The organism is Noviherbaspirillum soli (assembly GCF_015352955.1).
Taxonomy (GTDB): domain Bacteria; phylum Pseudomonadota; class Gammaproteobacteria; order Burkholderiales; family Burkholderiaceae_D; genus Noviherbaspirillum_A; species Noviherbaspirillum_A soli.
In genome coordinates this window covers 121181-143534 of record NZ_JACYOX010000006.1, presented here as the reverse complement: position 1 = coordinate 143534, position 22354 = coordinate 121181, and the positions used below count along the sequence as shown (strand labels likewise).

Below are 22354 nucleotides of genomic sequence, written 5' to 3'. Positions count from 1 at the left end.
TATCAGGAGTAACCACGCCATGAGCACACTGCACCTTGTCTTTCTCGCGCTGGTCTTCCTGGCCGTGATGGGAGCCGCCATGCTGGCCATGCGCCTGTTCGCTGGCGACCCGGTGCGTGACCGGCTCGACGCGGTGATTGGCCCTGTTACGCCCCCGCCGGGCAGCGCCGAGAACGAATGGCTGGCTCGCATCGTCAAGCTGACTGGACCGCTGGCCAAGCTCTCGGTGCCCGAAGAAGGCTGGGAAAACTCGGCATTGCGCACCCGCTTCATGAATGCCGGCCTGCGCAGCGCGTCGGCTCCCGCGATCTTCTTTGGCGCCAAAACGCTGCTGGCCCTGGCCCTGCCTTCAGTGCTGTTCATCGCATTGAGCACCTCCGGCGGCAACTACGGCACCAACGCCCTGCTGTTCTGGCTGCTGCTCAGCGCCGGCCTGGGCTACTACCTGCCCAACATCGTGCTGCGCAACCTGATCTCGCGCCGGCAGCGGGAAATCTTCGAGACTTTTCCGGATGCGCTGGACCTGATGACGGTGTGCGTGGAGGCCGGCCTGGGCATGGATGCCGCGCTGGCGCGGGTGGCCACCGAGATCAGCCTGAAAAGCGAGGTGCTGGCCGAGGAACTGCAGCTGGTGACGCTGGAACTGCGCGCCGGCAGCGGCAAGGAAAAGGCGCTGCGCAACCTGGCGCTGCGCACCGGCGTGGACGACGTGGATGCACTGGTGGCGATGCTGATCCAGGCCGAGCGCTTCGGCACCAGCGTGGCCGATTCGCTGCGGGTGCAGTCCGAGATGCTGCGCACCAAGCGCCGCCAGCGCGCCGAGGAACAGGCGGCCAAGATCGCGCTGAAGCTGCTGTTTCCGCTGATCTTCTTCATCTTCCCGTCGCTGCTGGTGGTGCTGATGGGGCCTGCGTTCATCCAGATCTACCGCGTGCTTCTGCCCACCATGGGCGGCGGCCAATAACCACAACAAGGGGAAAATCATGCCAACAACCAGCCCTATCCTGGCCGCCGTTGCATCCGTCTGCCTGCTGCAGGCCTGCGCCACCGCGCCGGCCCCGACCGAGCCGCGCGCAATGAAGATGGAACCGCTGCTGCAGGTGCGCGGTTCCGGCGACCAGACCGCGGCCACCTATTACCAGCTCGGCAAATTCCACCAGGCGCGCGGCAACAGGGAGCAGGCGCGGACCGCCTACCTGCAGTCGATCAGCCTGGACCGGCGCCAGGTGGAGGCGCGCAATGCGCTGGCGGTGCTGAACTCGGAAGACGGCAAGCTCGACGAAGCACGCGCCATGCTGGAACAGCTCACGCGCGACTATCCGCGCATGGCCTACCTGCATAACAACCTGGCCTATGTGCACCTGCTGCGCGGCGAGCCGGATGCCGCCATTCCTTCCCTGGAAAGGGCGCTGGCGCTGGAACCGGGCAATGCCCGCGCGCTGAACAACCTGGGCCTGGTGCAGACCGCGCTGCTGGAAAAGCGCGACCGCCTGACGGCCGCGCTGGGCCTGGCCGATGTGATCGTGGAGAAGGCCGGCGGTGGCGCCGACACCGCCACCACCACCGCCGCCAAGCCGGCCGAGGAAGCCGCCGCCGCTGCACTCGCTGCGGCCAGGCAGGCGACCTCGCTGGTGAAGCCCGCGCCGGCGATGGCGCTGCCCAGCAAGCCGGCCATGCCTGACGTGCTGGCGCCGAATTCCCGCATGGAAGTCGTGCAGGTGCTGCCCAATGTGATCGAGCTGCGGCAGCGCCAGCCGGCAATGGCCGAGCGGCGCGAGGAAAAGACGCAGCAGGCCGCCGCCATAGAAAGCAAGACGCTGGCAGCCACGCCGCCGCAGCCGCGTGCTTTCCGCTTCGACGTGGCCAACGGCAACGGCGTGCCCGGCATGGCGCTGAAGATGCGCGATGCGCTGGCCCGGCGCGGCATCCACGCGGCGCGCGTCACCAACAAGCGGCCGTTCAACACCGAGAGCACCGAGATCCAGTATCTCGCCGGCTTCGAGAAGGAAGCCGAGCGCGTCAGGGCGGCGATGGCCTCCCATGTGGCGATGAAGCCGGTTTCCGTCATTGCCGGCACGCAGGACGTGCGCCTGGTGCTGGGCAGGGATGCGGCGGGCCATGTGGCGCTGATGGGCGAGGCGCCGCTGCTGGCCTATAGCGCCAGCCGCAAGTAACTCGCAAGAAATCAGAAAAACGGGCCGCAAGGCCGGCCCGGCATCAATAACACCAGGGGGATTTATGTTTGGGAAGTCAGGAAGGTCAGTAAAAGCCGATCTCGTTGTGATTGGCGCGGCAATGGCGGTGCTGGCGGGCTGCGGCGGCGGAGGCGGCAGCGACGGCTGCAACAGCTTGCCTGGTCGCAGTTCCAGCCTTCCAAGCTGCAGCACGGGCACGGGTACGGGCACACAGTCAGGCACGACCACAGCGGCGGCAACGGTGGCGCTGTCTCTCGCCAACAGCACCGGCAGCACCACAAAAGCCGTATCGCCCGACCAGCCGGCCACCCTGCTGGCGGTCGTGAAAACCAGCACCGGCACACCTGTGCCCAATGCTGCCGTGACCTTCACCACCACGGACAAGACCGGCGTATTCATCCCCTCTTCCGGCACTGCGATGACCGATGCCAGCGGCGTAGCCCGCGTGAGCCTGCCGGCAGGCACCCAGGCCGGCGCCTTTACCGTGACGGCGACGACCACGGTCGATGGCAAGGCCTACCTCGGCACCACGAATTACAGCGTCACCTTCCCTTCCCTCACGTTCAGCGAACTCGCCATCGCACCGGCCACGCTATCGGCCGGCGGCACCGCCAGCCTTGCAGTCACGGTACTGAACGGCACCACGCCATTCACGCCTGCGCAATCGGTCAGCTTCACCTCGCCTTGCGTGGCGGCCGGCAAGGCCACCATCAGCTCGCCGGTCACCACCGTCAATGGCGTGGCCAGCACTTCCTACACCGACAAGGGATGCGGCGGCAGCGACGTGATCACTGCCTCCACTACGCTGTCAGGGGCCACGTTCACCAAGACCGGCACGGTCAATGTGCAGCCCGCCACTGCCGGACAGCTGACCTTCGTATCCGCGCTGCCGCAAAACATCTCGCTCAAGGGCACCGGCGGCGCCGGACGCCAGGAAAGCTCCACCGTGACCTTCAAGGTGCTGGACAAGAACGGCAACCCGGTTTCGGGGCAGGTCGTCAGCTTCAGCCTGAACACCACCGTGGGCGGCCTGACATTGAATCCGGCATCGGCCACGACCGGAGCGGACGGCACCGTCAGCACCGTGGTGGCGGCTGGCACGGTCAATACTCCGGTGCGGGTGACCGCGACCTTGGGCAGCATTTCCACGCTGTCCGACCAGCTCGTGGTTTCCACCGGCGTGCCGGACCAAAACAGCTTTTCGCTCAGCACCAAGATCTTCAACGTTGAAGGCATGGGCCATGACGGGTGCCCGGCGCCGGTAGGCTCGAACGTGACGGTGCGGCTGGCTGACCACTTCAACAACCCGGCGCCGGACGGCACCGCGGTCAGCTTCACGGCCGAAGGCGGCACCATCGATGCCTCCTGCCTGACCGGGCTGACGGAAACCACCCTGACAGATGGCACTGTGATCAAGCAGAAGGGCGTGCCCGGCGAATGCAGCGTGCGCTTCTGCGCCGCCCAGCCGCGCCCGGCTGACGGACGGGTCACCATTCTTGCCTATGCGCTGGGTGAAGAGGACTTCACCGACATCAACGGCAACAACGTGGTGGATGCGAACGAATTCGATGCCGCAACGCAGGACCTCGGCGAGCCCTTCCGCAACGACCGCGCCATCTATACGTTCAGCCGCAACGACACGCGCGCACCAGGCGAAGTCTTCATCGATTCCAACGGCGATGGTAGCTGGACTCGCACCGGCGACGGACAGTACAACGGCGTGCTGAAGTCACCTTCCAGCGTCAACACCACGGGTGCGGCGGGTGCCAACACCATCCACGTGCGCGGCTCGCTGGTGCAGGTACTGTCGGGCAGCACGGCCGAAATCACCCCGCTGGATGGCAACTCGCTCCCACTCAGCCAATGCCAGAACGGCGTGGCTTTCGCCAATGCGGCGCAGGCATTCCGCTTCGCAGTGAGGGATACCAATCCAACGACCTTCTCCCCCAACACCTTGCCGGGCAACATCCTGCCCGCCGGGACGAAGATCGAATTCTCGGTATCCAACGGCAAGCTGTTGAGCGAAGGTAGCTTCATCGTCCCCAACACCGCCGAGCCGAATTCTGCCGTATGGACTTACGCCGTGCTGCTGCAGAGCGATGCAACGCAATCCGATGCTGCAAGCGGCTATGTCTGCACCAACCAGGTAAGCAGCGGCCTGCTCACGGTGAAGGTGACGACGCCGCTGGGCTTGATCACTACCCAGTCGTTCTCGGTTACCGACTGAGCCATGCGATGGTCGTAGCTGGCCGGCGCTGCGCTGGCCAGCTACGACCGACAGGGAAGCGGTTTGATTTCGTCATGCGCCGACAACAGCAACGCGCTTCACTTGCATTCCAACCCTCAATACGAACTCTTCCCGCTGACGCTCAACGATTCCTGATGCGTCGCCAAGTCTTCCGGTTCGTCCATTTCCCCGCTGCCCTTGCCCCTCGAAGCGTCCGATGCCGCCAGTGATGCCGCAGGTGACCTCCTTCGTTTCAAACACCGTGCCGCCCGTCGGGACGAAGCTGCCGGGGTAGGTGGCTATCAGCTTGTCGCTATTGGTGACCGGCACCGTGATGAGGCCGTGGAGGATGACAACGCTTCCATGCGCCTGCGTAATGCAGTCCGTGGCGACGACGGCCGACTTGCCCAAGCGACTCAGTCTGCCGATGCCAACCATCGTGCCAGCAAGCTGGCAGGCGGGGTCGCTGGGCTGGTCCAGCGTGCTGGCAGGAAAAGCCGCCGGTCTTGGGCACAAGGGAGCTTGCATGGGCCGATGCGCCAGCCATGAAGGCAAGCGCGCCTGTAAGCGCAGTTGCGCCGAATGCTGGTTCGTTCTTCGCATTCATCGCAAAGCCTTTCGCGGATGAACGGAAATGGAATGGGTGCGATTTGGGGATGGTCAGGCTGGCAGGTGTGTGCAGGTAGCGCATACCGGCTTTCCTGCTGCTTCACATACCTTAAATATATTTGGAATTACCCAAAGCAAATGGGCCAGCAATATGCTGGCCCATCGTAATTCCCTACCCTACGCCGGAAATCAGGCGCGGCGGCGACGGCTCAGGCCAAGACCGAGCAGGGCGATGCCGAACAGCGCCACCGCAGTTGGCTCGGGCACAAAGAACACGTTGGCAGCGCCCGATATTACCGAGCTCGTGCCATTGAGGTTGATTGGCTGAGTGCTGCTGAAATTGCCGTCAATGGTCAGCTGCTGATAGAACGGCGCGGGAGAGGTGAAGTAAGCAGCGCCTGCGGTAGTCAACAGCAGGTCATTAAAGGTCAGCGAAAAATCACCGTTTGCCTGGGTAATACTTCCAGGACGCAATGAGCCGGAGCCAAAGCTGAAGTTTTCAGTGGAAGCAAGCAACAGATCGGTTTCGCCATTGGTCACATTGATGGCAGCGCCGCCAACTGCAGGCAGTGTGAGCGTCGACCTGATGCCACGATCCAGATAAAGCTGGATACTGCCCGAGGTTCCGACAAACGTGCCGCCATTGTCGATCACTTGGCCGTTTGCTGTAAAAATCGCATATACATTGAAATCAGTTCCCACTGGGAGACTAGCCTCATTACCCCAAAATACGGGCACCGCTGCGAATGCCGATGTCTTGAAGGTGGATGCGCTATCGACAGTCAAAATCTCCTGATACCCGAGCACCATTTTGTCAGCGGTAAAGCTCGTCCCATTCTGATTTACAGTGAAATCCTGGAACAGTTCCGCATGTGCAGGCGCAGCGAAGGAAGCTGCGGCAAAAGCAATTATCGACAGGCTACGTTTGATGTTGGCAACAATATTCATTTTATTCTCCCCTGGTAAGTGTTCCGTGGAAGTTCCAAGCAGAAATCATGCCATGAATAAATTAATTCCTATAATCAACCGCTTACGTTGTGCTTAAGGGAAGTAGTTTCTTTTCTGTAAAGAATCCCGACATCAGGAATATTTGGTATTCCAGAGACGCGCGATAGAAAAGCTGCGTCAAACCTCATCAGGCTGCGATAGCCAATGAATATGGCTGGCCACTGCACTGCCAAGACCGGCCCAGCAACGCAGCCTGATGGTGTTCGCCCACAAGCGCGCCATGAAGTGCTCACAGGCCGAAAGCCCGCAGCTCGAACACTTCCGCATACGGCATCAAGCCGCCCGCATCCGCAGCGGCCTGCCGGTTGACATCCAGCACCCGCTGGTCGAAGCCCTGCCCCCGGGTCTTCAGGTTGCGGTCCTGCTGGGAGCGATGAAAGCGCAGCAGCTGCGCTTTCCATGCGGCCTCCTCTTCGCCGAAATACGCATACAGGTCGGGCCGCATGGAGACGGTCTTGGCATCGAGATTCAGGCAGGCATGAAGTTGCAGGCCGTCCGCAGCGGCGATGGCATGAAAGGCTTCATAGGTGCGCCGGTGGGTGCGATTGCTGTCGTTGCCATGTGGCAGAAAGACGAGCGCCGGGTGCCTGGCATGCAAGTAGGCGCGCAGCACCTGCCTTCCCTCCTGTTCGTTCTGCTGTTGGTCATTGCCTTCCCAAAGGCGCATGAACACCAGGCGCTCCATGGGCAAGCCGAAGAAGCTGCAGCTCGCCCTTTGCTCCGCTTCGCGCAATGCAGTCTTCTGCGCCGCTCCATGCGCTCCCTGCCAGCCGTCTTCAACACCATTCGCGCCGGAGGTCAGGACGGCGAGGTGGATCTCATGCCCCTGGCGATGCAGGTGGCGCATCGTGATGGCGATGGCGTCGAAGTCGTCCGGATGCGGCGCCAGCACGACGATGCTGGAATTTGCCGGTAGTGCCAGGTCGGGCAGCAGCAGGGGGCGGTGTTGTGGGAATGGGGCAAGTGGACGGTGAGGCATGGTTTCCGCTCCAAGTGTGAGTAAGTTGACCATCGATGGGAGAAAAGACGCCAGGAAGCGCTGGCCAGTGCGGTGGCAGCGCGATTGATTCGCTCATTTCCGCCGAGCATATGACACGCACCACCATGTATGGCGTTTCATGCCGTAGCCAAGGCTTATAAGCCTGATGGCTAGGAACCGCCCTTACTGATGTGGATAATGCAAGCCAGGACGCTGGCGCACTCTCGCAACTCAGCCATTTAATGATCAAGGTCGTGGCAGAAATGGTTTGCAGGCATACCTTCTCTGCATTCACAGCCAGTCGATTTCTACTGTTGTTTTCCGGCTTGACAAGCGGATACATAAATCAGCCAAGAAAAAATCTCGGCAATTCGAACGTGCACCACCAGCCTTGGCGCTTGATTTGAATTTTTTCAGGCATTGACTGATGGATTACTGCCGTTCAGCGCGGAACATCCCATGCCAAGGCTTTAATTTAAAAATGCAACTACGAAATAAAATTGTTATATATAAATATTCCTAAATGATAACATCATCGCCCGCCGCTTCTCCATTGGTGGTTGATCTGGACGGCACGCTGATTCTGACAGATAGCCTGGTCGAATCCGTTCTTCAGTTGATCAAAGCCCGCCCTTTCGCAATTTTTTCCCTTCGTTATTATCTCTGCAAGGGGCGCGCCAGATTCAAGAACTATGTTGCCGAAAATACTAGCCTTTGGATTCATTCTGTGCCATAGCAAATCGCATTGCTTTCCGATTATTTTTTGGTTATAGCAATACCATGCATTTTAATTGAAAATATCGTTGGAAATTTTTTGCTAAAAAGAAGAAAACCTACAATTTTTCATAAAAATATACACTAATCATTATTAAGCGCCAGTTAATCCAGCACGTGCCTTCCGACGTTTTTCCCTAGCTGACAGATACTGCCGAATGCATTGCATAAGTGGATATTCAACAGTGCGCGAAATTATGACGCAAATGACAATTGCCCCACCCGACAGTAATAAGTAGAGCAAGCCCAAGGGGATGACAGTCAACATTCCAGCCACGCCAAACAGCTTGTACATCACTCCAATACAAGGCAAATGCAACAGGTAGATTGAATAAGAGGCGGTCCCGAGTTGTGCCAGGGCAGAGGGTGCAGCTAACCGGCCGGTCAAGTTGGCACTAGCTAAGCCGATCACAATCAACAGGGAACTGAAACCATAAGCAATCTTGGCTGAGTCTGCGTAGCCATTGAACACGCCAATGTCTTCCGCGAATGCGAAACCGGCAAAGATGACAATGCCAGCTGCAAGCAATAAGTATCCCCGCTTGAGTGGATGCGTTTTTACGATATACGCAGCTAGAATCCCAAAGAAAAATTCAAGATTGAATGTTGAGGCCAAGCGTGCAAAAAGCAGTGAATTTTCGTAGGTATGGCCTGTTGCCCAACAGGTCAGAATAAAGACAAACCAGACGGCAAATACCGCAATGCCAATTGCCCGGTGGAGCATTGCCATAGCGAAGATCAAATAGAATAAAATTTCATGCTGCAGGGTCCAGGCAACACCTACATCATCATGAAATGGTAGCAAAGTGGCGTGCTGGATAATGGTGAGGCCGCCAGGAAATACTTTCGTACTTGACAACCCAGCTAGTGCCAAACCGATGACCAGCGATACCCAAAACAGCGGATAGATTCGAGTAAAGCGCCGCTCAAAGTAAGCAAACAATCGGGATGGACGCCCGATATCCGGTTGATGTACAAAAAAGATAATGAAACCGGACAGGACGAAAAAGAAGTCAACGCCGGCATGGCCAAACTTGAAAATACCATTCCAAGGTAAAACGCCAAAATCTGCTTTTAAGTGACGAGCAGCATGATAAAAAACCACCATGAGAGCGGCAATGCCACGTGCCGCCTCAATGCTGGAAAGCTTTTGCTGCCCAGCGGGCAACTTTTTAGAACTAGTCATTATGTCTCCCCGTAACTTCTCATTTTATATATTTTTATAAATACTTTTTTGCGTAAAGCCCTATGATGCGCATAACTTCACGATAGCTAGGATGACTGCCCTGGCGCTACAAATCAGCAACGTGCGCAAATAGCAATCGCCTCCTTATTGATGACTGGCAAAGTGGATTCACTACCAGTGGATGCTGTCTTGGATTTCAATGCCGCTCGTGATTTGGCTCTTCCGCACTGTATGTGACAGTTTATAGCCAGTGAGACATATTTCGGACACCTGGTCTAAGTATGTTTGCACTGGAGAAGGTTACCTCCATCAGGCAGTATGCAACACCGCCAGCCGGCTGGCCGGCGAAGAATGTGGTCCTTCACCGAATGAGCACCCAGCCGATCCTCTTGTAAAGGAAAGGACCGTGTCACAAGGCTTTGTTACAGAAATAAAGAAAAGGGCAAATTACCCTTTCCGTAGACGAATTTACGGCATAGCTACCGTAATACCGTAATAGGCGTGCCAAGACGCGTAAAGCGATTCAGCACAGCGGCACGGATCTGTAATTCAGCGATTTGGCGATCAAAGTCGCACGCCATGATGTGTTCCCCAAGTAGCTTGAAGCAGCGCATTTTCGTCTCAGCGAATGCAGACCAGAATTACGTCGACCGGAAATCACATCCCTTTGGGATTCAGCATAGCTGCCCGCTCGTTATTCAAAGGTGGCAGTTTACCCGACGGCCGGGACCTGCTCGCTTAATGCGACAAAGCAAAATTGAGATCCACTACCTAAGTATCATCAAGCTGGCCATGATTCGTCGATAACTGCGCTTGGCGACCTTATCAAACACATCCTGGTCGCCGTGACGCTCATGCTACCGTTGGATTAACAGGAACTAGGGGGGAAAGCGGTATGCTTGCTTGCTTGCTCGTATTGTCTTTGACTGAAAGCAGGACACATCTCAGGCGCTTGTTGTTTTCGTAGATTGCGCCGTCTATATCCGCCATTCCGCATTCGTGTTGAGCAGAGCGCCCCAGCAACGTCCGAGCTGCTATGAATGGCGTTTTAGCACTTATAGTTCCTACTTCTCCAGTACCGAGCTTATAAGAAAAAAACATCTCCCTCTCCAATCTAGTTGTTATTTGGAAATATAAAAGATTTGGCTCTAAATATCTATTTTTACCGAAGAATTTTTAAAAAAAGATATCCGAGCACAGCTTTGTTGTTAATTAGCATCAGAGCTAAATGAAATTTTAGTTAAAAATAAATTAAATTAGTGATGTGCCTTCGGATGAAAATCGTTGCAATTCTGCAATACTAATAACCGCCTAGAAACGTGTCATGAATATGGTTTTGCTAAGTTGGGATCACAAAGTCTTGTTTATCATCCTGAGCTTTGAGGGGTTTGAACACATCGTGCAGTGCCTTGATAACTTTGGCAATGCACTGCCGACGTTTGCTGCAGTCTTGGCTTGCACATTAAAATTTGAACCTATAGTGCTACGCTAGCAAAAGAAAATATTTATGAAAACCGCCACATTTACATTGGTCATTCCCTCGTTTAACTGAGCGGACCTCATCACCGAAACGATCCAGAGCGCACTGGACCAGACGCGTCCTTTCCACGAAATCATAGTTGTGGATGACTGCTCAACCGACGACACATTAGCGGTATTGGCTTCCTTCGGCGATTGGCTCACCGTCATTGCGTCCGATAAGGTAGACGTTCAGGTTGCCCGCAACAAGGGCATGGCGGCGGCACGCAGGTCGACGCCGAGAAATTCGGCACGGTGCCGCCAGGCTATTTCGATGGCGCTGAGCGCGATGGTGATTTTCTAAGCGACATCCCTGAGCTGTACAGCAAGACGATCCAGTTTCAGCCATTGTTCCAACTGGAATGACGACGAAAAAATCCTTCTACGACGCTATTGGTAGCTTCGACCCCTCGTTCAACGGCATTGGGTCGGAAGACTGGGAATATACGTTGCGCGCCATCGAGAGAGGCAATACGGCCGTCTGCACTAAACCTCTGGCGCTTCTGCGGCGTCATGCTAACAATGATTCACGCAACGCGATGCGGCAGGCTGATGGTGAGATTACGGTGCTGACGCACGCGCTGATCCACCACCTGCTGGCGAGGCAGTACAGTGGAGCCATTCTGGACGACATTGACCGGCGCCGCCTGAGTATCTTCGACATGGCATTTGGCACGAAACGCTATGACATCGCGGCAGACACCTTGTGCCTGATTCGCAAAAAGCCAACTTCGCTCAAGTTCCGTGTCAAACAGGCCTTCCTGTTCGCACATCATTCGTTACGGTCTGCCGCGCCCGCTTGACTCTGTCGCCTTGGCGTCAGCCTTCGTTCTCTGCTGCAAACTGCCCCGCCTCTGTGGCGCTATGGCGCTTCTTTGGCAGTTGGATTCCTTCGCTGGCGTCCTCGATCCGCCTGTTGCAGGCGCGTAGGCCCGCCATAAAGCTTTGGCCGCAGCCTCGTAAGTGACAGATGAAGGCATTGCACAAGTCCATGGCCATCGTGCCAACGCATCATTATGGTTACGAGATAAAATAATGGAAAAATCAAATATTGAAGATGCACCCTTCAAATACATAATTGTTGGTTAGCTTGGTGCTGATTTACCGTGATGTTCGTGAATGTGGACTTAATGTACAAGGTGTAATTTTGAATCAACAGCCAAACGTTTCCCTAGTCATACCGACACATAACCGGGCGTCGCTTGTCGTTCATACTGTGCAGTCGGCGCTAGACCAGACCGTTCCCTTTGCCGAGATTATTGTCGTCGACGACGCATCGACAGACGACACCTTAGTTCAGCTGCGACGCTTCGGCCAGCGTATTCGCGTTATTCCATCGAAAAAAATCGGCGTGCAGGCCGCTCGTAACTTGGGCGTCGCAACGGCGACAAGTAAATATGTCACTTTATGCGACTCCGATGATTTGCTGCAGCCAGAATTTCTGCACACGATAGGAGGATTGCTTGCAGCGCATCCTGAAATCGATAGTATTTATTCGAACTACCAGAGCTTTTGTGGCGAAAAGGTGGCGGAAGACATTTTGTCCGGGGCACCGAAGGGCTTTCTCGATGGCGGTAATGTCGACGGCGACCTTGTGACAGACATCCCGGACCTATATGCTAAAACAATCGTGTTTCAGCCACTGATGCCAACCGGCGCAACGATTAAAAAGCTTTTCTATGAAAGTATTGGTGGCTTCGACCCGGTATTCGACCGGGTTCCATCCGAAGATTGGGAGTACACCTTACGCGCGATTGCGAACGGCAAGATTGCGATATGTACCATTCCATTGGTGCGGATCAGGCGTCATGAGGGCAACGACTCATATGACCTCCTCCGCACAGCTTTAGGAGAAGTGGAAGTCATGAAGTTTGTTCTTCGGCATCATCCATTTGCGCAACGCTATCGTAACGTTTTTTTGGAAGCGATCCGCAAACGCTACGATCGGGTGTTTTACGAAAGTTTCCGGGCCCGACGGTTCAATATTGCAGGCGCCGTTTTTCCTTTACTCGAAAATAAACCGGCGACTTATCGCTTTCGATTAAAAAGTTTGATCATGTTTTTATATACAAAATTTAAGACATGCGAGCTCCACAATGTCTTGCAGCTTCCAAAAGAAAAGACTGATGTTTCTGTTCCAGTCCCGTATTCTCATAGAACCCGATCGTGAATCCTGAAACTCAGCAGATTGTCAGCATTAATGATGCTGAAAAAAAGTTTGTCCTCATTAGCGTTCTGAACTGGAACACGGCATCCACTACTCTCGAGTGCATAGCGTCGTTGCTTGCATTGGATGATAATCCCTCAATTGTGGTCAGAATCGTTGTAATCGACAACGGCTCTACGCAGTCCGATTGGGATTTGCTAAATGCCGGAACGGCAGCCTTGCCCGTTACCCTGGTGCGACAAGAAGTCAACCTGGGTTTTGCCGGTGGACACAATCTCGCAATTCAAATGGCAATTGACGAAAAGGCTGATTTCATCTGGCTCGTCAACAGTGACGCCGTCGTCGACCGTGATTGCCTGGGAAAACTTGTCCAATTGATGAATGAACATTCTGACTGCGGTGCCGTATCACCGGTTACGGTTGCCGCTGACGATCCAACCTCGATTGACTTTTGTGGAGCGAAGCACGACTGGCAACGGCTTGAGTCGGTGAGAGCCACGTCTATCGATGAAGCACGTGCCTGGGAAATCGAATCGCCGGAAACGATGTGGGTGCGAGGCACAGTCGTCCTGTATCGGATCGAGGCACTGAAACAGATAGGCTCGCTCGACAGTGGGCTATTTGCCTATTATGAGGACGACGATATCGGCGCGCGTTTGTCCAAGGCCGGATGGAGTAGCCGTATGGCCTTCGACGCCCGATCCAGGCATGTGCGTTTTGCGTCTGACGAGGCGCACCGTCCTCCTTACTTCTTCTATCTAATGACGCGTAACGGTCTGCGCTTCTGGCTTACACACACGCCGACGAAGCACCGGCGCTGGATACGCCTGAGGCTGATCGACCGCTCCATATTTATGGCAAACATTCTGGTGTCGAAGTCGCGCCATGACAAAGCGCAAGCCTGCCTGCTCGGCATTGACGATGCCATGCGCGGCACTGGCGGCCCACCTGTGCTGGCGCGCAAGGTACCGTATCATATCGAGCTGTTGCGAAGGGTGTTGATGATTCAGCATGCCAAGCATCTGGCAAATAAACTTTGACGAAATAAAGCTAAAAGTAGCAGTGCAATAAGCGGACCTGAATATCTTTTGTACAAGGTCGATTTCAATTTTATTTGTGCACCAGGTCGCGGAAAACAGCGCTTTTCCACGAGCCTTCAAACTGCCGGTATTCACCTTTCACCGCTATCGATATCACGGCTGGCAGGCGCAATAAAAAGCGCCTAGGCAGAGTTGCGCGGAACTGTGCAAAATCAAGCGACTTTTGGCATCGTTGCACGATGTTGCCTGGAGTGCCGGGAAGTAGCTTCAGGCGTTTCGCCAACGCGGACCGAAAATCGACCCGTTCGGCTGCAAAGTGGCGCGACCGGGCTTCATTCATGCTCCATCTGAGGCGCTTCAAGGTCTCGATGGACGTCAGTTTCTTCACGCCGATTACATTATTACCATGCTGCCGATACTTGATCGTCGGCTCTGGTAATTTCACCACCTTGCCCGTCGCTGCAGCAAGCAGCCCCAGCCATTCATCATGCAAGTAGGAAGCAGGAAATGGCAACGCCGCATCAAGCAGCGAGCGGCGGAATGCAGTGGTGGCGCCAGTAATGACGTTGCGTCGGCACAAGACTTCAAACGCCCTACCTTGACTCAAGGCCCATTCCTCCGAGCGACTGATTTGCAATTCCGAAAACAATGACTCGCCCAACTCTTGCCCCTGTTCATCGACCAGCACGGCGTCGGTAAAAACCAGGGTTGCCTCGTGGTCGGACTCAAACAGCGCGGCGATGGTCGATATTTTTTCCGGAAGCCAGAGATCATCCTGGTCGCACAGGAAAACGATATCCGTTTGAAGTAGCCCCACTGCGGTTTCGAAGTTCCTGACGACGCCCTGTCGGTCCGCATGCCTGACAATCTTCACAGGCACCGGCGATGCAGTCTCAAAGGCCTGCAGAATTTCCCACGTCTGGTCGGAAGAGCAATCGTCACAGATCACGATCGAATCGGGCAATTGCCGCTGGGCGATGATGCTCGCTAATTGTTCTTCTAGGAATTTTTGCCCGTTATAAGTACATAAAGCAATGCCGCAGGTAAGGCGCATCTTTTGCTCTTGAATCTATAGAGGGTAGTAAACGAAAGCGATTAAGGATTACCAATTGGCGTTCAGACGGGCTTGCGTCGGATCCTATCGTCTACCTTGTTCAAACCTTGGAAAAGCGTTGAATACAAGCGCTTCATGGGACTGATTTCGACAACAGGTTCTGTACGTTGTGAATAATGGGTGGAAAGCAGGCCGATGTGGGCATCGTATGGGTAGATGCTGTATCGAAATGGAAATGGTGTTTGACGGGTGATCACCCGATGCCTGTATGCACCAAGTAGCGGTTGGATTGCTAGCGTGTAGGCGATCGGCCCTGTTAAGCGGAGCACGCCGCGCTTGCCCACGCCGTGTAAGGCAGGAATATAGAGATTGATGTTTTTCAGCACGTTTTGTAATACCGAACGCAGGAAAGGATGTCCCGGCGCCGCCGCGACATGCCACTGCTGGTACTCACCACCTTTTATACTACGCAGGTCGTAATGAAAACCCCATCCGGCAAATTCTTCTTCTTTCTCATTTTCCCATTGAGCAAGAAGATAAGTGTCGTCTTCCTGCAAGAAGCGATCAAAAGGCAGATTCAGCGAGCTTTTTATGTCAAGGTAAACACCGCCGCATTTATACACGACCAGATAGCGAAATAGGTCAGCACGAGCCGCACCGTACAATGGGTTAATTCGATTGTAATAGCGCAGTATCTCCGGCCCATAGTTCTTGCTAATGAACTCGACAATATCGTCATTTTTGTAGAATCGGTATTCCCACCCGGGGTTCATGGCCTGCAAACGGCGCTGGTTTTCCAGTAGTTCCGTGGGCAATTCGCTTTTTGCATAGGTCTGGTGAATTATCTTCGGAATATGTGTACCTTCGACCACGTGCGGTAGAACGTGCAATTGCGGCTGCTGGTTCAGTTTTGGGAAGACGTACTTAAATAATCTCATTAACGACCTATGTGAATGCGATATGGCAGTTTCAATTTTACGCCAGCCGGTGCTTCAATGGCACAACAAAACCGGTTCTTTCAAAAGCCAAGCTGTTCAAAGTCCAAGCTTGCCAGCCACATGACTAGCTATTTTTCCTTGCAGATGCAAGCTTTTTACCTTTTAGAAAATCAGCCGTTCCTTGCACCTTTGCCATAAGGCTGGAAAGCATTCTTCCCCCGGGTCCGAGACGGACAATCGGTTCCTTGAGTACAGTGTAATGCTTCGCCTTGTAAATTTTCATATGGGAAAATTTTGCATAAATGCTGTACTTCAGCCCCAGGTCCACGGTCGCATCGACCATTCGATAGCGATGTAATGGCATAAGCGGCAAGATGCTTTTCGTATAGGTAATTGGTCCGGTGACGCGCATTACCCCGTATTGTCCCACGCCGTGCAAGCTCGGCAGGTAGAGGTCGATGTTCATAAAAATAGTTTCGATCACTGCCTTCAAAAAAGGATGACCAGGCGCCGAGATGACGTGCCATTGCTGAAACTCACCATCCGGCACGTCCAGGTCCCAGTGAAATCCAAACCCTTCGTATTCTTCATTTTTTTTATTCTGCCAATGAGAGAGAAGAAAGCAATCGCTGTCTTTCAAAACGCTATCGAGCGGCAATGTGGCAGTACTTTTTATATCAATGTAGACGCCACCGCATTTATAAATGACGAGATACCGGAACAAATCAGCGCGTGCTGCGCCATAGGCTGAATTAATGCGATTGTAATATTCGAGGACTTTATCGTTGTAGTTCTGCCTTATAAAGTCCGAGATGTCCTTGTCATCATATAATCGATATTCCCAGTGAGGATTCATCGCCCTTAAACAAGCGACGTTTTCCTCTATTTCGTTGGGCAGCTGACGAGTCGGAAAAGTCTGGTGGATAATCTTGGGGATAACATCTCCGGACGCTACGTCTGGTAGAACATTCAGCTTACGTTGCTGATTAAGTTTCGGCACAAGAAATCTGAGAAATTGCATGAAAAGCCCGATTCTGATGGAAATTGGGAAAACGTATTATCTTGTAATTTTGACACACATTATCGCTATTTTGCGCAGTGCAGGCTTAGCCCATCTTGCTGTTGAACAAACAGAACATACTTATCATTTTTGCATTTTCAACAACTCATGAAAATCTTCGCTCGCTTTGAGCGTGAGGCGGCTCCGGAGATTCACAACCCTAGAAAAGTGAAAGATTTTCTTCACGTTCCCGGTTGTACCATCGAGTACATGCGCAGAGGCACATGACGAGAAACAAGATGGAAGCGTTTAGTCAACTTTTAAGCCAAAGCGCCAAGGGTGCTGTTGCGTGGCGACAAGATGCCTACCGGGTTCCTGGAATAATGTCTAACCATGTGACCCGCGGCTGACTCCTTGCAACCAGCCTCGATAAGCGCGTTCTTGCCCAGTCGCCTCTTCTTAGGACGGAGGATAAAGCGTTAAAGTACTGTCCTGCTCACAAGCATGTCAGCGGCTTCTATTCAAATTGCTTAAATTGTCTATTTGCACTTTTCTCTCCTGCTCATGGCAAAACTGCGACGATCTTTAGTGATCAACTTCTTTTCTTCCTCAGGATCGACCATCGCTGGCTTCGTGGTCAGCCTGGTGCTCGCGCGATTGCTCAGTCCAGGTGAGATTGGCGTCTACTCGATGACGATCGTGTTCGTTAACATGGTGCATATTTTTCGAGATTTCGGCATCGGCACCTATCTTCAGCAGGAGCGCGAACTCACCCCACAAAAGATACGTGCCGCAACCGGCGTCGTTTTTACGAGCTCCTGGTTGATTGCTCTCGGGCTGTTCCTTGCAAGCCCATGGTTTGGGCGGTGGTTCGCGGAACCCAGGATGGTGCCGGTCATGGAAGTGCTGGCCATCGGTTTCCTTTTCATTCCCTTTGGCACGGTGACGACTTCCTTGCTGGCGCGCGAGTTCGAGGCTGGCAAGCAGGCAATCGTGAACGTTATAGGCACTGCCGTCTTCGCCATCACCTGCCTTGGCCTTGCTTTTCTTGGCTTTGGCACCATGAGCATGGCATGGGCGAATTTGGCAAACATCATTGCGACCGGATGCGCTTTGGCGCTGATGCGGCCCAAAAATATGCCATGGATGCCTTCGTTCCGACATTGGCGTAACGTGCTTCACTTCGGCGTTGGCACGCTGTTGTCCAACTTCATGAACTCTATCAATAATGCAATCGGGGACATACTTCTCGGCAAGCTGGGTAACGCCACGCTGGTGGGATTTTTCAGCAGAGCAAGCTCGACGATAGGTATTTTCGGGTATGTCGCCGGGAGCACGATGAATTACGGATCGATTTCGTACATTTCACAGGCGCACCACCGTGGAGAACCGCTGGGTCCGCTGCTCAATCGGGCTACATCTCTGGTAACTGCCGTTGCCTGGCCAGCCTTCGGCCTGACCTACCTGCTCGGCCGGGAAATCATCATCACCCTATACGGACCTCAGTGGCTGGAAGCAGTGCCGGCCATCAATGCACTCGCCATAGCCGCAAGCATTGGTATCGTCTTTAATTACACTTCGATTGCATTGACCGCAGTTGGTCGCCCCTACCTATCGGCAGTGCCGACAGTCGTGACAATTATCACGCGCATCACATTTGGCGTGGTTTTGTTTAATGGACACATCGAAAGTTTCGCCTGGGCGATTTGCGCCGCGACTATCGCTGCTGCTCCGGTGCTGATCGCTCAGCATTACATCGTTTTGCACCACCGCTTCACTACCATGCTCGTGGCATTATGGCCGAGTGCTGTAGTGACGTCGGCTTGCATGGCTACTGCAATGCTGCTGAAGGCGGTTTTACCGGCGTCACTGCCGGCGATTGCGGTTCTTTTGATAATGGCGGTACCGTTGGCGACAGTATGGTATGTCGGTTTGCGCTTGACTAGGCATCCGATGGTTTCGGAGTTGCATTTGCTTGGCGCGGGGTTTTGGGCTCGGGTCAAAAGGCGAATGGGGCAGAAGCGAGACGTTTTGCCGCGTGGGCTTAACTGAAATGGTGGTCGGGCATCGGTAGCGGTCTGGGTTTTACGTAAACGTTCGGCGTAGGTTTTTGTCCAGCCAGCCTTCTTCAGCGCGACATCAAGCGGCAAGCTCTGATTACTTCCTTGCAGCGCATCGAAGTCGGCATCACGAACTGATGATCCATCTGGCGGCGCTTCGCTCTGTTTGCATAATTGGCGTTTGCTAGGCTGGTGATGGCATCTTCTTCCAAAGCAAACACCGACTGCTGTAGCGGCTTGCTGCCATGCAGCTTTACCAACTGGTCTGCTTAGTTAGGTTCCACCCAGTGAATACATTGGGCGAGTTGCGCTTTCAAGTCATGTTCCCCGAGGATATCGCCCAGAAATTTGTTTGCAAGCTCATCCGGCGGCGCTACGCTACTGGCGAAACACCAGCACCTTGGTGCTAATGAAGTTCACCACCATCCCGCCGATGGAGCCGATCGCGACGCTGATCATCGGCAGTAAGGGGCTTGGCCGCAGCGTCGCGACAGCCAGACTGAAGAGCAGGTAGTTCACCAGCCCACCTCCCAGCACGGCCAGCACATAACGCCACCATTCCGCCCAGGCTGACATCGTCGTCGCGGTCGCGAATGCAAAGTTGCGGTTGACCTGCCAGGTCGCGAACGTGGCGCAAAAGAATGACATCACCCTTCCCAGGTAGACGCCCGAGCCAAGCGCAACCGCGATGTAGAGCACCAGCACGTCGACAACAAAGCCGATCCCGCCCGCGATGCCGAAACGCCAGAACTGGCGCAAGGTGCGCCTATTCAGCATGGCTGGCCTGCCGCGTCGTGGCAAATGCGACTGTGCTTGATTGTCAATACCCGTTGTTCATCGTTCCACATGGCCAGTCGCCACAGCCGCAATGGGTAACGGCACTTCAGGAGACAAGCCATTCGCTTCGTTCAACAGCGAATGGGCGGAGGTTGCGGCTTCAGTACGTGGAAAGCCTGCGGCAGGCGCAGGCACGCCCAAGTAGGCAAGCCTCTTGATTTCCCGCCGTCCGTGCGTGACGGTATCGAGAATGAGCCCGCAGGTCAGGCTTAAAAAGCCCAGCAGCATGATGCTTGCCGACAGCAGCGCGGTGGGTAGGCGGGGCACCAGGCCCGTCTTGAAATACGTTTCGATCACGGGGATGCCGAACCCCAGCGAAAGCAGGCCAAGGCACAGGAAAATGATGCTGAAAAATAGCAGGGGCCGTTCGTTCTTGAACAGTTTCAATATCATGTGCAGGATCTTGAAGCCGTCCCGGTAGGTCGAAAGCTTGCTCACCGAGCCTTCGGGGCGCGCCCCGTAAGGCGTATCGACTTCCGCGATCGGCATGCGCAGTTCCAGCGCATGCACTGTCAGTTCGGTCTCGATCTCGAAGCCGTGCGCCAGTGACGGGAAGGACTTGACGTAGCGGCGCGAGAAGACGCGGTAGCCCGAGAGTATGTCGGAAAAACGGTTACCGAAGAGCTGCGCCACCGCGCCGGTGAAGAGCGCATTGCCTAGGCGGTGTCCCTTGCGATAGGAAGCAGCATCGTGGTCCACGCGGCAGCCCACCACCATGTCGAGCTGCTCTTCAAGCAGTTTCTCTATCATGGCCGGCGCACTTGCCACGTCATAGGTGACGTCGCCGTCGCACAGCACATAGATGTCCGCATCGACGTCGGCAAACATACGCCTCACCACATTGCCCTTGCCCTGCAGCGGCTCCCTGCGGACGATAGCGCCGGCGGCCCGCGCGACTTCGACGGTCCTGTCCCTGGAGTTATTGTCATAGACATACACCTCGGCCTGCGGCAGGGTGGCGCGGAAGTCCTGCACTACTGTCCCGATCGCCGCCTCTTCGTTATAGCAGGGCAGGATGACGGCAATTCTTGGATCAGTGGGTTGCATTTGCGGCGAGCGCATGAACGGCTTGTCGGCCTGGTGAGATGGGGTGGCATCCATGTTGGATTTCGAAAATAGGGTTGATAGCCTTTGAAACCTTAGCCGATGCCTTGTTGCGGCATTGCAGTCAGATCAGGATGTGTATTGAGCAACGAAGCCTGGTACCCGTCCCGCGGACCGGCTCTTGGCCCAGGCAACGTACGGGGATATATCCTGTTCGCGCATGCGATGAAACGATGGAAGAACAGCCATCATGCATGGACGGCCTTTGAACGCAATCCCGCTTGCCTCTATTCTTTCAGAAGCGCAATTATAGCTTCACCCATCAAGCAATTTTCCGGAAACGAAGCCGGAACCTCCTTACGCACCGGACATCTGCGCGGTTTGCAACGCTGGAATGGATCACCGGGCTCGGCTTGAAGCCGTCATTACGCAAGCTTCTCCCCTGCCCGCCGCGCAAAAACTTGCATTAGGGGTTACATTCCCATTAAGCCTCGCGTATCCGGCAGGCCAGCCGAGGCAGGATCAACCGGCTGGTGACGATCCCAAAGAAGATCGTTGCAGTCGCAGGAACGGTTCCTCCCTACGGCTTTCAAACAGTGACCATGGTCCGCCGGCTTCATGGCGGCGCCTCAAGCAAATCGGACCACCATGACCTTTCTGCTACCGGAAATGCTGTGGCTGCTGGCTTTACTGCCCGCAGCCGCCCTTGCCTATGTGCTGCTGCTGCGCCGCCGCAAGAAGCTGGTTGCGCAGTTTTCCAACCTGGCGCTGGTGCGCGGCGCAATCGGCCCGCGCGCTTCGCTGCGGCGCCACCTGCCTCCACTGCTGTTCTTCATCGGCCTGGCAGCCGCGCTGCTGGCGGCGGCCAGGCCGGCGGCCAGCCTGCGGCTGCCCTATGCCTACGACACCGTGATCCTGACGCTGGATATCTCGCGCAGCATGGCCGCCGACGATGTGAAGCCGACCCGGCTGGCGGCAACGCAGGCAGCCGTGCGCGGCTTCATCGCCGGGCAGCCGCGCCATACCCGCATCGGCCTGGTGGCGTTCGCCAGCACTGCCGCGGTCGTGCAGACGCCCACCACCGACGCCGAAAGCGTGCTGGCGGCGCTGGACCAGCTGCAGCTGCAGAACTCGACCGCGATCGGCACCGCGGTGCTGGTGTCGCTCGGCGCGATCTTTCCGGAACGTCAGTTCGACCTTTACCGCAACAGCCGTGGCGCCCGCGCGCTGCTCGCTGAACGAGATCGTGCCGCCGTCGAGGAGTCGGCGCCGAAGCCGGTGGCGCCGGGGTCGTACAAGTCGGCCGTGATCGTCCTGTTGAGCGATGGCAGCGCCACCACCGGCGTGCATCCGATCGAGGCGGCGCGCATTGCCGCCGAGACCGGCGTGCGCATCTTCACGGTCGGGGTGGGCACGCCGAATGGCCGGGTCACGCTGCCCAACGGCGCGGAAATCCGGGTCGTGCCCGACGAGGAAACGCTCAAGGAAATGGCGGCAATCACCAAGGGCGACTATTTCTATGCCGGCTCGGCGCCCGACCTGACGCAGATCTACAGCCGCCTCGCCCAGAATCTTTCCGCCGAAAAGAAAAACCAGGAAATCTCTGCCGTGTTCGCGGCGGTGGCCGCCCTGCTCTTTTTGTGCGGCGCCACGCTGTCCGCAGTCAGGGCAAGGATCTAGCGTTCGCCATGCAGCTCGGGAAAGCGGTCTGGAAGCCG

Annotated in this window: 20 protein-coding genes and 1 pseudogene; 10 read left to right on the top strand and 11 right to left on the bottom strand. The window is 55.5% G+C overall.

The features are described from left to right. The first annotated feature begins 19 nt into the window (after positions 1 to 19). From IGW04_RS07790 to IGW04_RS07780, 3 genes are all read left to right on the top strand, one after another. Positions 20 to 964 (top strand): type II secretion system F family protein, encoded by a 945-nt coding sequence (locus tag IGW04_RS07790; protein ID WP_194712489.1) that lies wholly within the window; start codon positions 20 to 22, stop codon positions 962 to 964. 19 nt (positions 965 to 983) lie between these two features. Next, positions 984 to 2174 (top strand): LytR C-terminal domain-containing protein, encoded by a 1191-nt coding sequence (locus tag IGW04_RS07785; RefSeq protein ID WP_194712488.1) that lies wholly within the window; start codon positions 984 to 986, stop codon positions 2172 to 2174. A 262-nt stretch (positions 2175 to 2436) separates the two neighbouring features. Next, entirely contained in the window at positions 2437 to 4422 is a 1986-nt protein-coding gene (locus tag IGW04_RS07780; protein WP_194712487.1) for an Ig-like domain-containing protein, read from the top strand. A gap of 72 nt (positions 4423 to 4494) precedes the next feature. On the opposite strand, the gene IGW04_RS07775 is transcribed toward IGW04_RS07780, so the two are convergent. The 5 genes and pseudogenes from IGW04_RS07775 to IGW04_RS07755 all read right to left on the bottom strand — a co-directional run. Then, positions 4495 to 4950, bottom strand: a complete 456-nt coding sequence (locus tag IGW04_RS07775) for a hypothetical protein (RefSeq protein WP_194712486.1) — start codon at positions 4948 to 4950, stop codon at positions 4495 to 4497. Between the two features lie 270 nt (positions 4951 to 5220). After that, positions 5221 to 5979, bottom strand: coding sequence for a flocculation-associated PEP-CTERM protein PepA (gene pepA, locus IGW04_RS07770; protein ID WP_194712485.1), 759 nt, complete (start codon positions 5977 to 5979; stop codon positions 5221 to 5223). A gap of 289 nt (positions 5980 to 6268) precedes the next feature. After that, positions 6269 to 7018, bottom strand: coding sequence for a PIG-L deacetylase family protein (locus tag IGW04_RS07765; RefSeq protein ID WP_194712484.1), 750 nt, complete (start codon positions 7016 to 7018; stop codon positions 6269 to 6271). Between the two features lie 868 nt (positions 7019 to 7886). After that, positions 7887 to 8978 (bottom strand): acyltransferase family protein, encoded by a 1092-nt coding sequence (locus IGW04_RS07760; RefSeq protein ID WP_194712483.1) that lies wholly within the window; start codon positions 8976 to 8978, stop codon positions 7887 to 7889. 479 nt (positions 8979 to 9457) lie between these two features. Beyond that, positions 9458 to 9604: pseudogene (locus IGW04_RS07755) on the bottom strand (IS5/IS1182 family transposase); the annotation flags it as partial. Between the two features lie 935 nt (positions 9605 to 10539). Here IGW04_RS07755 and IGW04_RS26200 point away from each other — a divergent pair. The 4 genes from IGW04_RS26200 (at position 10540) to IGW04_RS07735 (ending at position 13703) form a co-directional block, all read left to right on the top strand. Further along, a complete protein-coding gene (locus tag IGW04_RS26200; protein ID WP_194712513.1) occupies positions 10540 to 10800 on the top strand; it encodes a glycosyltransferase family 2 protein in 261 nt (86 codons plus the stop codon). A gap of 58 nt (positions 10801 to 10858) precedes the next feature. Next, positions 10859 to 11299, top strand: coding sequence for a glycosyltransferase family 2 protein (locus IGW04_RS07745; RefSeq protein WP_194712482.1), 441 nt, complete (start codon positions 10859 to 10861; stop codon positions 11297 to 11299). A 290-nt stretch (positions 11300 to 11589) separates the two neighbouring features. After that, a complete protein-coding gene (locus IGW04_RS07740; protein WP_323744831.1) occupies positions 11590 to 12666 on the top strand; it encodes a glycosyltransferase family 2 protein in 1077 nt (358 codons plus the stop codon). Beyond that, positions 12663 to 13703: a glycosyltransferase family 2 protein gene (locus IGW04_RS07735; RefSeq protein WP_194712480.1), complete on the top strand. Its 1041-nt coding sequence runs from the start codon at positions 12663 to 12665 to the stop codon at positions 13701 to 13703. Before IGW04_RS07740 ends, IGW04_RS07735 begins: the two co-directional genes overlap by 4 nt. Before the next feature lie 70 nt (positions 13704 to 13773). Here the strand turns inward: IGW04_RS07735 and IGW04_RS07730 are convergent, their stop codons facing one another. The 3 genes from IGW04_RS07730 to IGW04_RS07720 form a co-directional block, all read right to left on the bottom strand. Next, entirely contained in the window at positions 13774 to 14757 is a 984-nt protein-coding gene (locus IGW04_RS07730; protein WP_194712479.1) for a glycosyltransferase family 2 protein, read from the bottom strand. Between the two features lie 62 nt (positions 14758 to 14819). Then, a complete protein-coding gene (locus tag IGW04_RS07725; RefSeq protein ID WP_194712478.1) occupies positions 14820 to 15695 on the bottom strand; it encodes a glycosyltransferase family 32 protein in 876 nt (291 codons plus the stop codon). 124 nt (positions 15696 to 15819) lie between these two features. After that, a complete protein-coding gene (locus IGW04_RS07720; RefSeq protein ID WP_194712477.1) occupies positions 15820 to 16716 on the bottom strand; it encodes a glycosyltransferase family 32 protein in 897 nt (298 codons plus the stop codon). Between IGW04_RS07720 and IGW04_RS07715 the strand changes: the two genes are divergently transcribed. Together IGW04_RS07715 and IGW04_RS07710 are read left to right on the top strand one after the other, a co-directional pair. Continuing rightward, positions 16715 to 16867 (top strand): hypothetical protein, encoded by a 153-nt coding sequence (locus tag IGW04_RS07715; protein WP_194712476.1) that lies wholly within the window; start codon positions 16715 to 16717, stop codon positions 16865 to 16867. The two genes, IGW04_RS07720 and IGW04_RS07715, sit on opposite strands and share 2 nt — an antisense overlap. Before the next feature lie 416 nt (positions 16868 to 17283). Continuing rightward, a complete protein-coding gene (locus tag IGW04_RS07710) occupies positions 17284 to 18747 on the top strand; it encodes an oligosaccharide flippase family protein (protein WP_323744830.1) in 1464 nt (487 codons plus the stop codon). 76 nt (positions 18748 to 18823) lie between these two features. On the opposite strand, the gene IGW04_RS07705 is transcribed toward IGW04_RS07710, so the two are convergent. From IGW04_RS07705 to IGW04_RS07695, 3 genes are all read right to left on the bottom strand, one after another. Beyond that, positions 18824 to 19015, bottom strand: a complete 192-nt coding sequence (locus tag IGW04_RS07705; RefSeq protein ID WP_194712474.1) for a hypothetical protein — start codon at positions 19013 to 19015, stop codon at positions 18824 to 18826. A gap of 118 nt (positions 19016 to 19133) precedes the next feature. Then, positions 19134 to 19532, bottom strand: coding sequence for a GtrA family protein (locus tag IGW04_RS07700; RefSeq protein ID WP_194712473.1), 399 nt, complete (start codon positions 19530 to 19532; stop codon positions 19134 to 19136). A 57-nt stretch (positions 19533 to 19589) separates the two neighbouring features. Beyond that, positions 19590 to 20639, bottom strand: coding sequence for a glycosyltransferase family 2 protein (locus IGW04_RS07695; RefSeq protein WP_228526929.1), 1050 nt, complete (start codon positions 20637 to 20639; stop codon positions 19590 to 19592). Between the two features lie 645 nt (positions 20640 to 21284). On the opposite strand from IGW04_RS07695, the gene IGW04_RS07690 reads away from it, so the two are divergent. Further along, positions 21285 to 22316, top strand: coding sequence for a VWA domain-containing protein (locus IGW04_RS07690; protein ID WP_194712472.1), 1032 nt, complete (start codon positions 21285 to 21287; stop codon positions 22314 to 22316). Positions 22317 to 22354 lie beyond the last annotated feature (38 nt).

Bases quoted from the DNA above. Each gene is read 5' to 3' on its own strand.
- IGW04_RS07695 (WP_228526929.1), bottom strand. From the start codon at position 20,639: ATGCAACCCACTGATCCAAGAATTGCCGTCATCCTGCCCTGCTATAAC.
- IGW04_RS07725 (WP_194712478.1), bottom strand. From the start codon at position 15,695: ATGAGATTATTTAAGTACGTCTTCCCAAAACTGAACCAGCAGCCGCAA.
- IGW04_RS07760 (WP_194712483.1), bottom strand. From the start codon at position 8,978: ATGACTAGTTCTAAAAAGTTGCCCGCTGGGCAGCAAAAGCTTTCCAGC.
- IGW04_RS07715 (WP_194712476.1), top strand. From the start codon at position 16,715: ATGAAAAGCCCGATTCTGATGGAAATTGGGAAAACGTATTATCTTGTA.
- IGW04_RS07785 (WP_194712488.1), top strand. From the start codon at position 984: ATGCCAACAACCAGCCCTATCCTGGCCGCCGTTGCATCCGTCTGCCTG.
- IGW04_RS07720 (WP_194712477.1), bottom strand. From the start codon at position 16,716: ATGCAATTTCTCAGATTTCTTGTGCCGAAACTTAATCAGCAACGTAAG.
- IGW04_RS07790 (WP_194712489.1), top strand. From the start codon at position 20: ATGAGCACACTGCACCTTGTCTTTCTCGCGCTGGTCTTCCTGGCCGTG.
- IGW04_RS07730 (WP_194712479.1), bottom strand. From the start codon at position 14,757: ATGCGCCTTACCTGCGGCATTGCTTTATGTACTTATAACGGGCAAAAA.
- IGW04_RS07700 (WP_194712473.1), bottom strand. From the start codon at position 19,532: ATGCTGAATAGGCGCACCTTGCGCCAGTTCTGGCGTTTCGGCATCGCG.
- pepA (WP_194712485.1), bottom strand. From the start codon at position 5,979: ATGAATATTGTTGCCAACATCAAACGTAGCCTGTCGATAATTGCTTTT.
- IGW04_RS07765 (WP_194712484.1), bottom strand. From the start codon at position 7,018: ATGCCTCACCGTCCACTTGCCCCATTCCCACAACACCGCCCCCTGCTG.
- IGW04_RS07690 (WP_194712472.1), top strand. From the start codon at position 21,285: ATGACCTTTCTGCTACCGGAAATGCTGTGGCTGCTGGCTTTACTGCCC.
- IGW04_RS07745 (WP_194712482.1), top strand. From the start codon at position 10,859: ATGACGACGAAAAAATCCTTCTACGACGCTATTGGTAGCTTCGACCCC.
- IGW04_RS07775 (WP_194712486.1), bottom strand. From the start codon at position 4,950: ATGCAAGCTCCCTTGTGCCCAAGACCGGCGGCTTTTCCTGCCAGCACG.